The sequence below is a fragment of the Xanthovirga aplysinae genome, from assembly GCF_009711365.1.
In the GTDB taxonomy this organism is placed as follows: domain Bacteria; phylum Bacteroidota; class Bacteroidia; order Cytophagales; family Cyclobacteriaceae; genus Xanthovirga; species Xanthovirga aplysinae.
This window is the reverse complement of record NZ_SMMB01001183.1, coordinates 1-10,558: the sequence shown is the minus strand read 5'-3', so window position 1 is coordinate 10,558 and position 10,558 is coordinate 1. Positions and strand designations below refer to the sequence as shown.

At 35.1% G+C, this 10,558-nt stretch carries 11 protein-coding genes; 3 read left to right on the top strand and 8 right to left on the bottom strand.

Features of this window, described 5'->3' with window-relative positions; all coding sequences use genetic code 11:
- Positions 1-265: 265 nt before the first annotated feature.
- Positions 266-1,183: an AraC family transcriptional regulator gene (locus E1171_RS24775; protein ID WP_155207037.1), complete on the bottom strand. Its 918-nt coding sequence runs from the start codon at positions 1,181-1,183 to the stop codon at positions 266-268.
- Positions 1,184-1,468: 285 nt separating this feature from the next.
- Between E1171_RS24775 and E1171_RS15895 the strand changes: the two genes are divergently transcribed.
- On the top strand, positions 1,469-2,005 hold the full coding sequence (locus E1171_RS15895) for a hypothetical protein (RefSeq protein ID WP_155207036.1): 537 nt from the start codon (positions 1,469-1,471) through the stop codon (positions 2,003-2,005).
- 25 nt (positions 2,006-2,030) lie between these two features.
- The gene (locus E1171_RS15890) at positions 2,031-2,429 is read left to right on the top strand and encodes a VOC family protein (protein WP_155207035.1); all 399 of its coding nucleotides are present in this window, start codon (positions 2,031-2,033) and stop codon (positions 2,427-2,429) included.
- Between the two features lie 673 nt (positions 2,430-3,102).
- Here the strand turns inward: E1171_RS15890 and E1171_RS15885 are convergent.
- The 4 genes from E1171_RS15885 to E1171_RS15870 all read right to left on the bottom strand — a co-directional run bounded on the left by E1171_RS15885 (position 3,103) and on the right by E1171_RS15870 (position 6,717).
- Positions 3,103-4,569, bottom strand: coding sequence for an alpha/beta hydrolase-fold protein (locus E1171_RS15885; RefSeq protein WP_155207034.1), 1,467 nt, complete (start codon positions 4,567-4,569; stop codon positions 3,103-3,105).
- Positions 4,570-4,848: 279 nt separating this feature from the next.
- A complete protein-coding gene (locus E1171_RS15880; RefSeq protein WP_155207033.1) occupies positions 4,849-5,277 on the bottom strand; it encodes an SRPBCC domain-containing protein in 429 nt (142 codons plus the stop codon).
- A gap of 61 nt (positions 5,278-5,338) precedes the next feature.
- Complete coding sequence (locus E1171_RS15875; protein WP_155207032.1) at positions 5,339-6,151, bottom strand: hypothetical protein; 813 nt, start codon at positions 6,149-6,151, stop codon at positions 5,339-5,341.
- Between the two features lie 119 nt (positions 6,152-6,270).
- The gene (locus E1171_RS15870) at positions 6,271-6,717 is read right to left on the bottom strand and encodes a hypothetical protein (protein ID WP_155207031.1); all 447 of its coding nucleotides are present in this window, start codon (positions 6,715-6,717) and stop codon (positions 6,271-6,273) included.
- A gap of 213 nt (positions 6,718-6,930) precedes the next feature.
- On the opposite strand from E1171_RS15870, the gene E1171_RS15865 reads away from it, so the two are divergent.
- The gene (locus E1171_RS15865) at positions 6,931-8,301 is read left to right on the top strand and encodes an MATE family efflux transporter (protein ID WP_155207030.1); all 1,371 of its coding nucleotides are present in this window, start codon (positions 6,931-6,933) and stop codon (positions 8,299-8,301) included.
- A gap of 372 nt (positions 8,302-8,673) precedes the next feature.
- Here E1171_RS15865 and E1171_RS15860 read toward each other — a convergent pair whose 3' ends face one another.
- The 3 genes from E1171_RS15860 to E1171_RS23905 form a co-directional block, all read right to left on the bottom strand.
- Complete coding sequence (locus tag E1171_RS15860) at positions 8,674-9,330, bottom strand: DinB family protein (protein ID WP_155207029.1); 657 nt, start codon at positions 9,328-9,330, stop codon at positions 8,674-8,676.
- A gap of 126 nt (positions 9,331-9,456) precedes the next feature.
- On the bottom strand, positions 9,457-10,221 hold the full coding sequence (locus E1171_RS15855) for an alpha/beta fold hydrolase (RefSeq protein ID WP_155207028.1): 765 nt from the start codon (positions 10,219-10,221) through the stop codon (positions 9,457-9,459).
- Positions 10,222-10,327: 106 nt separating this feature from the next.
- The coding region (locus tag E1171_RS23905) for a hypothetical protein (protein ID WP_187696496.1) at positions 10,328-10,558 on the bottom strand (231 nt) is incomplete at its 5' end.

Below are 10,558 nucleotides of genomic sequence, written 5' to 3'. Positions count from 1 at the left end.
TGAATATGGAAACAGGACAATCATACTTCACTCCTGAAAACGATCAAAGCTTTTACACCTGGGCCAAATTAAATTTCCTTGATACCTAACCCCAAAATCTCTTTTCCCAGCAAGTAAGGGAAATAGTGATTTCAAAGAATCATCCATTTCCTGAACTCCATATTCTTTTGCAATCAAGACGTTTATCTTCATCATTTTTGCTTTTACCGATATTTTCAAAATTCGGAAAAAACCAAAGCAAAAGATTTCATAAAAAGTCCATTTTCTAATCTGAGAGGCTCAATCGAAATTCCTTGGGGGTAACTCCATATTTATTTTTAAAAACTCTTGAAAGGTGTGAAGGGCTGGTAAATCCACAATGGTAACCAATGCTGCTAATGCTCTCATCTGAAAGCTTCAACAATTCTGCTACTTTTTCAGCTCGTTTATCAAGGATATAAACTGCGGGTGTGGCATTATAAATTTTCTTAAATTCTCGTTTAAATGAAGAAAGGCTATGATTAGTCAATTGGGCCAACTCCTCAATAGATCGGGGATGACAAATATTGGCATCAATTACCTCCTTAAAACTAAATGTTCTTTCCGAGAACAAACTTCTCATTATTTGTATGATTTGATAAGATCTTTCCGTCTGCAAGAGGAGAAGAATTATTTCCTTTAATTTAAGAATTAGTAGATCCTCTGATACTGCCGCCTTATTATAAAAAAGGGGAGTAATGGTATCAAAGTAATTTTTCACCAATTCAGTAGCTGCCACTTGAACAATGTATTGAGTCACAGGAGTATCAAGCTCTTTCCAAAATGGTGGAGGACTATTATCATAAATTTTCAGTAGGAGGTCACGGTGGAAATGAACAACGATGGTATCAATGTGGCCTTCCTCTTGCTTAGCAATCATTTGGCCTACGGTTTTCCCACATAGGGACAGAATACTTTGTCCCTTTTGAATTCTAACCTGATTAGGTCCCAACACCGTCTGATTGCTTCCGTCCCGGATATATGCAAAACAGGCTTCAGAGGGTAATGGTAGTCCATCCCCTATTGGAGTCTTAGCAGTGATCCAAGTGAATAAGGGTTTACCAAATAATTCGATGGATTTATGAGCTGTAACCATAGCATAAAAATAATAAAGATTTTCAACATTTAACTTAAAACATTTTCCACTAAAGATTTTGATTTGCACTCAATTACGAGCCCTTTTTATCGAAGTAGATTTCTTATTAACCCTTAGTTTACGAACCTTCCGTAATCTCATTCCATAGTTAATGTCTTGGGGCCTAAGGGTAATGTAATACTCACTATTTTGTAGGCTTTTTGTAAATAAAAATATTTTTTTTACCTTTAACCAAGGTTGTAAAGGGACACCTACTTCCCACAAAAGATCAATTCACCCTTTTTTTCGACTCACATATAAGTTGTTTATTTAATTTCAGCCAGGAGGTGGGAGGTTGGCGATAAAAGAAATTATATGGACAGTTTAACACCAGTTAGGCTAAGGGAACTAAAAGTTCAAGCCACCATTCTGCTTAAAGAATTCAAGACCAATTTTTCCCAAGAAGCAGAGGAAGTTGCCGCTCGCTTTCTCCAAATTCCTTATTTTTCAAATGAAACGGTAGATTACTTACTAAAGCACTCCGATAAGGTGAAGTTAAAAGACGCCTATTTTCTTATTGCTCTTGAAAAAGGCTTTAAAAATTGGGCCGAATTAAAACAAGAGGTGGTGGAAAAAGACTGCCTTTACAAACCCTCAGGGATTGCTTTCGTTCACGGTTGGTTTAGGAACTATAATGAAGCAGAGGCCTATTTCCAACAAAATGGAGGCTATTTACTTTATTTTTGGAACGACTTCATTGTATGCGGCAAAGAATATATTGAATGTCTTGAACTTGGGTCTTATACCCTTCAATGGAAAAAGATCGGTTATAATTGGCAAAATCCTTTAGACCCAGAAGCCCACCAATTTTTAAAAGGAAAGGCCCAGAGGAATTACCTAAATCAAAATTAAATTTCACTTTTAACTTTAAACAAAAATGACAAAAAATCACATTGGAAGGATAGTACTCCTGGTAGAGGACTATGAAGAAGCCTATGCTTTTTACCATAAGAATTTCGGTTTTAAAAAGTTATTTGACCTTACCACTGATGTCGGGCAACGCTTCCTTCATGTTGGCACAGAGGCTTCAAATGCTATAGGTATTTGGTTTTTAAAAGCTGAGGGTAAAGAACAAATAAAACAGATTGGAAAACAAACCAGTGACCAGCCTACTATGGTGATTTATACCAATTCTCTAATGGAATTGTATGAAAGAATAAAGAACAATTCAGCGAAAATCAAAACGGAACCGGTAATAACCCCCGAATATAAATTCTTTCATTGTTTTGATCTTTATGGCAATGAATTAGTCGTTGTAGAGTTGCCACAACAATAGTACATTGAGTTGAAAACCTCATTTTCTTATACTAATCATCCTCTTTCCTAGATCCTAGGAAAGAGGATGGTGTAAGAGAAGGGGAACTGGTTTTTACCTTAAGTCATAATAAAGTTTTTCTCCCAGGACAAATTTGAAGTCAATTTTATACTTCACCCCCTTCTTAGGTTCTTCAAAACTAAGAACTACAATATTTTCTTTTGGAATTAATCCTCTATCTCTTTTTCAGATCGTGTTTTGAGTTCAGTTTAGGCGGATTAGAATTTCTCCTAGAGAAAATCCCTTCTTTGGTATAGATGGTTTCAAAATTCTGAACATACAATTTCATAGATGTATTATTCAAGAAATCTCCTTCAAAGACATCATTATGCATTTTCTTTTCCAATAAGGTAAAATCACCACGAATCATTATTATACTTAAATATTCGTTAATCTAATACCATTTTGAGGACTTAATTCTGTGGCAGAATTCTTCAGATTTAAAATTCATTCCAAAGACTTTCAGAATCCCCATTCTTACTTTCTCATCCTTTTGGGTGAAAGTGCATGGGAGTTCTTCAAATAGCTATAATAATACATGATTGGGTAAGGACAAATCCCCCAAAAAAAGATATTGAACCCAACATTATGAACCAGTGGTATTGTGGGTGGGAACCAGGGAAATTAGTGCTCACTATATATTTTCATCCAACCAATTTTTATAACATTTTTCCAAAAATTCTTGGCCTCTTTTCTGGTACTCCTTAGTAAAAACTGTAAAATGATCACCAGGAAAATATCCAAATTCAATATCTGCAATCAGCTTTTTCATTTCATTATCTAACAAATGGACAGAATGTTGCAAATGAAAATTATCACTTTCACCTATTGAAACTCGGATCTTTCCCTCCAAATCATCCTTTAGATCATCCCAATTCTCTCTTAACAGGAGGGAGATATCAAATCGTTTCCAAAGGGGAAGTGCATTGGAATTAATTTCTCCACTTGGTAGATTTACCAGCCTAATTCTATTTCCCTTTTGATCATAACCACCAAAAACAGCATCAAAGGAATTCATTTGAGTTCCTCTATAAATAACCTTTTCAATTCTATAAAAATCTTTAGAGCTTACAATTGGAAACCTTCCGGCAATTGTAAAGTCAGAAAATAGGTTTCCTTGTTCATCATAGAACATACTTTTAGATTCGTATATATTCTTATTTTGATAGTTTCTAAAATCTACTTGATCAGGGGCACTTGACCATGTCCCCGCAAAAATTTTTGGATAATTAATTTGCAACCACAAACTAGACCATCCCCCACTGCTATGACCAAATAAAAACATGGCATTGTTAGTTCTGTATTTTTCATTTAAGGCAGGAATAAATTCCTTAACTAAAGCATCTCCCCAGGGACCATTAACATCGCTATTTGCATAAGTTGAATGACCTTCTGGGCAGTTTCCGTCTAAATAAACCACAATAACGGGGCTATCTCCAATATGTGTAAATTTGTATTTACCTTTTCCCGAATGTGTTTTATAACTGCCACCAAAACCGAAGATTGAAAAAATCACTGGATATTGGGCATCTGGATTTTCATAATATTCCTTTGGTAAACTAACGGCCGCATTCACGAAAATTTCCTTTTTATGAAAATCACTTAAAAGTTTTGACCTTACACTTAATTCTTTCAAAAATTCTGTTCCTTTAAAAGGGACTTCCTCTATTATCTGGTCAGCCTTTAAATCATACTCATGATCAAAATCTTTTGAAAGATTTACTTTTACTGGAATGGAATAAATGTTCCCCACACTCGATGCTATACTTTGACCTCCTAAATTACGATCAAATACCACCTGGGCATAATATTCTCCTCTTTCAATATTCGACAATTCTACAGGATAGGATATGGAATGGTCATCGAACAGGGCAACTTCACCGGCCTTTAAATTATCGGCCACAATTCTATAAACTGGAGTCAACTGCAAACCTACAATAATATCCTTAGGAGATTTATTATCTTTTGATAAGTATAAGATAATGTTTCCTGTGAAATCTTCTTGGATTAATTCGGATGAGTAACTCACCTTAAATTTTTGTGCGCTTACCTGTAAACAGATAATAGTCAATAGAATAAATACGCTAATTAATTTTTTCATAGGTTTAATTTTATTGTTAGAACGAACTCATGGGAAAGGTTAGGTTCCAATGCATTTCAAATTCTGGATTTGAATGCTAGCTCCACATGTAAGTTGGATTTTGTTACTACACGTTATTTTTTAAAAAAATTTTTTCCCCTAGTTATTTCTTCACAGTAAGTTTTATCAATTTCATAATGGGGATATTAGTAATTTAAAGACCTGAAATAGTGCCTATTTTACATCTAATCTTAAACTTCCCTTACTTCTCATCGTTTAAGTGTATATATTAAATCCTATCTAATTTTCTAGAATTTGTTTAATGTTTAATAAAACTCCATTCCAAAATTCATTTGAACGCTTTCTTTTCTTTTCCGTGGGAATGTTATCCTCTGATACGGTAAGCTGAGTAATCCTTTCTTTTTCCATGATATCAAAAGTCCAGATTCGGTAATTTTCAGATTTATCAGGAATTCCTTCAAGGTTACTCCAATGCGTATATTGGAGCTGAATATTCGGTCTTACCTTCAAGAGGGTTCCTTTTTCTTCGTACTTATTACCATTAAATTCTCCTTTAAATTGAATTGGACTACCCTCTTTCCATTCAGTAATTACTTCTGCACCAAAGAAATATTTTTTGGCTATTTCAGGTTTTACTAATGCCTCCCAAACTTTTGATTTTGGAGCATTAATTTCAATTGATGCTTTGGATATATATTCTCTATTCATTTCAAAATAATTTAGAATAAGATTTTAATTAAAAGCCCTCCTCAGTGGAAATAAAAATTGATTATTTGTAAGGTAAATGAGGTAACCCTAAAATATAATAACCCTGTTTTTTTCCGTTTTTCTTCAAAGCATGTTTCACCTCCCATTTATAACCATCATTTTTTTCAGGTAGAAGTTCCTCTATATCCTTAAAGGTATAAATCCTAGGTGCAGAAGCTTGCCCATCCCAGGCATAGAACAGTGGAACTACTGGAATAAACCATGTAAATAAGATGTCTTTCCAATTAAGAGGTTTCACAAAGGGAACAAAAAGGATAGCGGTCAAAGCTACAATAGGCAATGTAATGGGTAACAATAGCCCCCAAATAATTACTGGAACTACGTTTTCCCCCATTTCATAGATTAATACCGCCTGTTTATTTTCCTGTGCAGTTCTTAAAATTTCACGGGCTACAAAAGGAGGCATGTGATGGAAACTATTGATCATCGTCTTCATCCCTTTTGGTGCCTGGGAGAGATTCTTAGCATCAAGAGGGGTTTCACTGTAGGAGATATAATCTTGGTTTTTACCGTTAAACTGATCTATAAATTTCTTATTAGGATGAAGATCGGTAAGGAGAAGTTCTACTTTGGGACCTTTATTAACTTTGTTTAAATGTTCAATCACCATTGGCATCGCCCCCCCTGAACCAGAGCCCATATCCACGATCCTATTATAACCATAATTTTTACGGATTTCGGAAAGCAAATTTGCAATTACTTCCTTGGTTCCTAAAAGTTGGTGAAAAACCACAATAATTTTCGTCATGGTAGAACGAAAGGAACTTGGAAACCAATGAAAATCTTCAAATTCAAATAATTGTACTCTACGCATTTCTCAGCTTTTATTTCATAGTGCTCTACAAAAGCTCTCCTAACAATTATGCTATTTTATAACTGGCTTTGGGCTCTGGGCAGGCATGGCATCCTGCTTCCGTTGTGCTCTTATTTATTTTACTCAAATATATAATGAGTAACTAGATAGGGGCACATACCCACAGAAGGATTTGTACTTTTTTTAAATCCCAGTTTTTCAAAAATATCAGTTTGGGAATCATCACTGGCTTTTATTAAAAGGCTACTTGGAACCATTACCATCATCCTTCCACAACTATTTTCATTTTTGCGGTACCAAGCTTCTTCTATTTTTAGACCTTTTCCTATTAAAAACCCCAGAATCATATTAGGAGAACTAATATTCATAGCATTATTTTCAGCGAAACTATAATAATGCCCTGAGGAAAGCTCAAGACTATCTTTTTCCCAATTCTGCATTTCAACTTTTACTCCTCCATCGAAAAATAATTGATAATATTCCTCCACTTGCTCAGTTGACAAGTTCTGAGCATAGCAGTTAAAACTAAAAAGTGCGCAGAGCGCTACCAAAAGAATATATTTCATAATTCATCAAATTGGACCTAACGTTCCTAATACAACACCAGCACCAGGACTTTTTTTATACTTTCTAATCTAACGGATTCCCAGCTAACTTTCAAGGAACCATTTAGAAACATCTCCCATATTATTGGTGATTACGCATATTATTTATATGCGTATTAGTGCTTATAATTTTGAAAAAAAATTATATTTGCGGCCCTCAAAAAATTAAATACGATGAAAAACAATATTCAACTTGATAAGGATCCGATAATTCCATTGTTTTTTAAGTATTATCTTCCCACCCTAACAAGTTTGTTATCTGTAACCATACATCAGATTGTAGATGGGGTCATACTTGGGAGATATGTGGGAGAGGAAGGTGTAGCTGCGGTAGGATTGTTTGGTGGACCAATCATTACCTTCTACATTGCTTTTTTTCTACCTCTGACCATAGGAGGTGGGATTATGATCAGTAAGAACATTGGCGCTAAAAATCCTAATAAAGCCCAGGAAGTATTTCAGTTTACATCATCCTATGCCTTATTAATTGGAAGTATTATTCTATTTACAGGTCCCCTTTTGACCAAAACTATCGTTTACTTTATGGTGGGCAATGACGATGCTTCACTTTATCAAAGCACTTATGATTATTTCTACTGGGGATTTCTATGGCTTCCTTTCTTTTTGCTTAGAATGATCTTGGGAAATGCAGTAAGTCATGATGGTGCTCCGAAAGTGGCAAGAAATGCTTCATTATGGGCAGTTATAATCAACATTGTGCTTGATTTTTTGCTGATCATCATTATTCCTATGGGAACTAAAGGAGCCTCAATCGCCACTGGAGTAGCCGTTTTCGTATCATCTCTTTATTTAATAATATACCTTAACAAGGGCAAAGGCAAACTTAGTATCAAAAAATTCACCCTAACCTTTAAAATTAAGGAATGGAAGGAGCTTTTGAATCACGGTCTTCCAACATTTGTATCCGAAATATCCTTTTCGGTTGGATTGCTAATGATTAACAAAAGCTTGGTGCCATATGGCCACATGGCTATTGCAGCATTTGGAATGGTAAACTATATCAGTTTTATCTTTTTAAGGTTGTTTACAGCTGCTATGGTATCCGTTTTACCGATTATGTCATTCAATATTGGTGCATCATTAGCCAATAGGGTTTTTGGAGCCCTGAAGTTTTCATTGTTATTTACCACCATTTTGGGTTTGGTTGTAACTTCAGTAGGTTTCATATTTCCTGAACTACTGATAGATATATTTTCAAGCAAAGAATCACAAGGGTTTCGGGATATAGCAGTTGAGTCGTTCGGATTGTTTTTTCTACTATTTTTGGTAGCTGGGCCAAATTATATTCTGGGCGCTTATTTCCAGACTATCGGTAAACCTAATATATCTAATATACTCAATCTGTCAAAAGGGGCTGTGTTAATAGCATTTTTTCTGTATTTGTTACCCGATATTTTTGGTTTGGGTTTAAAAGGCATATGGTTGTCACGTTCGGCCGCGGAGGTGGGAAGTTTTTTAATGATTGGTCTATTTACGTTCAGTCAAAAACCTAAATATTACAGCAAAAATGCAATACTGAAGTAATCTTTATGTTGAGAGAAACACCAGGTTAAAAATTATAGCTTTAATTGTGCTTTTAACCTTGAGCTGTGAATTTTATTCACATTCCATTCACACCTTTTATTTGGTTACTAATTCGAATTTCACGTAAAATTGAAAAGCTAATTTTTGCACTAAGGATTTTCAGCTGTTAATACACCTTTCTCACCTTACAAAATAATATCATCATATACAGATAAAAAACCATGTGTAAAACACCTAACTCCAAAATTAAATTTACCTAGTAACCAATAAGAAATAGGGCAATTCCATAAAATGGTTGGAAATTGGGATTAACGACCTTGATAAATTAGTCCCAATGCATTTTACCTTATGCTGGCAAGCCTTTAAATTATCCTATTCTGTTGAGGGTAGCCTGCTTTTTATGAACTTAATCTGCCCATTATGATTCGATTCATGTTCACATACATGAAACCATTTGCAATAGTTGTTGGTAGGACCCCAAAACCAATCTTCATCCACCTGCATTAACCACTCATCATCTCGCTTTGCAAGCTCCTTGAGCGTGTTTTCCCGAACATCTTTCAACTTCTCTAGGTAGAAATTAAGGTTGTTACCCTTAATCGTTTTTCGAGCTTTATCTCCAAGACTTGAAGCTGTATTCCAATTTAATTTATCTTCTTCATCCCAATCACCCCATTGCCTTCCTTCAAAAGTATGGATTTGATAAAATCGTTCTGTTGCTGCCAAATGCCACAACATGGCACCAATGGAGTTGGCCTTTTCATCAATCAAGTAATCTAAATCTCTAACGCTCATTCCTTGTACTGGATTTAGAATCACCCTTCTCATCCAATTCATCATGGATACCAACGTTCCAATTTGAGGAGTAAATCCCTCTTTTGGCCCAATAATGTTTATATCCTCTGAACTAGTTTTAGGATCAGCTGAGGCGGTTTGTGGCAAAGTCAATAGACCGCCAGCTCCCAATGCAAGAAAAGACGTTTTTTTAATAAAACTTCTGCGATCAAATGAGTTTTTTTGTTTCTTCATAGTATTGAGATTTATTAAATACTGGCAAGGGATTCGGGCGGATGCCGTTTTTTTTACCCTCGGCATTCGTACCTTGACAAAGCAGTGCAGTTTCCCACTGTTATTGGTTGGCTTTCTCAAAAAAAATTAGTCACCATTTACAAATTTGGAAATAACATCAATGATATCAGCGGGATGTGTCCATGTTAGGGCATGGTCTGCATTCTTTATATCTACAAATTCAATATTGGGTAGCTGATTAAAAAGTCTCTTAATCTCGAATAAATCTTGTTTATCTTCCTTGCCCAATATAAAAAGAGTCTCAGATTTAATTTCCTCCAGTTTGTTAATTGTTGGTGGTTCTGCCCATACTTGTTCTAGATTTTTCCATGTAAGAGATTTCACAATATTCTCCCGGTGTACTTTAACAATTAAGTTTTTTTGAAGGCTATTCATACCCATATGCATGGCATAACCTTTAGATGTATTCAACATAATATCCAACATTCTATCAATATCAGGAACGACTTCCCATATTCTCTTGGCCATTTCTTGAAAATCTGGACCATATTCAAATCCAGTCAAGCCAGGTGCCAGTAATATCAATTTATCAACGATTTCAGGATTTTTTAGGGTGAAATCTGTGGCAATTTGCCCTCCTAATGAATGCCCCACTAAAATTACATTTTGAATACCAATAGAACTTATTAACAATTCTAAATCAGCAACGTGATTTGTTGGTTCGTTTGGAATAGGCGAAAGCCCAGCACCTCGCTGATCATAAGTAATGACTTCATATTCTTTAGCAAGCTCAGGACCAATAAATTCCCAGGCCTGTAAATCTGTTCCACCACCATGCATTAATATCAAAGATTTACCCTTGCCTTGTTTCTTAAAATGCAAATCTGTCATATCATTCAGTTTTATTGGTTGTCGTTTTCCGGCTTACGGTTCCACTGCCTTCTGTACTTTTAGCGTCGAAATAGGCACATTGCCAAAGCATGACAACTTGCCATTGTTACCATCTTTTTTGTAATGTTTCTTTGTTTAAAGCATTTATTAAATAGGTTGCATATTCGGTAGTCATTTGGTTGGTGTCTTCCACAATAGTTAAAAAGTGAATTGATGAGCCGTCAATCAATTCTATTTTGAAAGTGAACTGATATTTTGATAATGCGTCATCAACCTGATTCCTTACAAAGGAAAACTTTACAATTTCATCCAACTTCTTTTCCTCTTTTACGACTTT

Bases quoted from the DNA above. Each gene is read 5' to 3' on its own strand.
- E1171_RS15890 (WP_155207035.1), top strand. From the start codon at position 2,031: ATGACAAAAAATCACATTGGAAGGATAGTACTCCTGGTAGAGGACTAT.
- E1171_RS15860 (WP_155207029.1), bottom strand. From the start codon at position 9,330: ATGAAGAAACAAAAAAACTCATTTGATCGCAGAAGTTTTATTAAAAAA.
- E1171_RS15895 (WP_155207036.1), top strand. From the start codon at position 1,469: ATGGACAGTTTAACACCAGTTAGGCTAAGGGAACTAAAAGTTCAAGCC.
- E1171_RS15875 (WP_155207032.1), bottom strand. From the start codon at position 6,151: ATGCGTAGAGTACAATTATTTGAATTTGAAGATTTTCATTGGTTTCCA.
- E1171_RS15880 (WP_155207033.1), bottom strand. From the start codon at position 5,277: ATGAATAGAGAATATATATCCAAAGCATCAATTGAAATTAATGCTCCA.
- E1171_RS15865 (WP_155207030.1), top strand. From the start codon at position 6,931: ATGAAAAACAATATTCAACTTGATAAGGATCCGATAATTCCATTGTTT.
- E1171_RS15855 (WP_155207028.1), bottom strand. From the start codon at position 10,221: ATGACAGATTTGCATTTTAAGAAACAAGGCAAGGGTAAATCTTTGATA.
- E1171_RS15870 (WP_155207031.1), bottom strand. From the start codon at position 6,717: ATGAAATATATTCTTTTGGTAGCGCTCTGCGCACTTTTTAGTTTTAAC.
- E1171_RS15885 (WP_155207034.1), bottom strand. From the start codon at position 4,569: ATGAAAAAATTAATTAGCGTATTTATTCTATTGACTATTATCTGTTTA.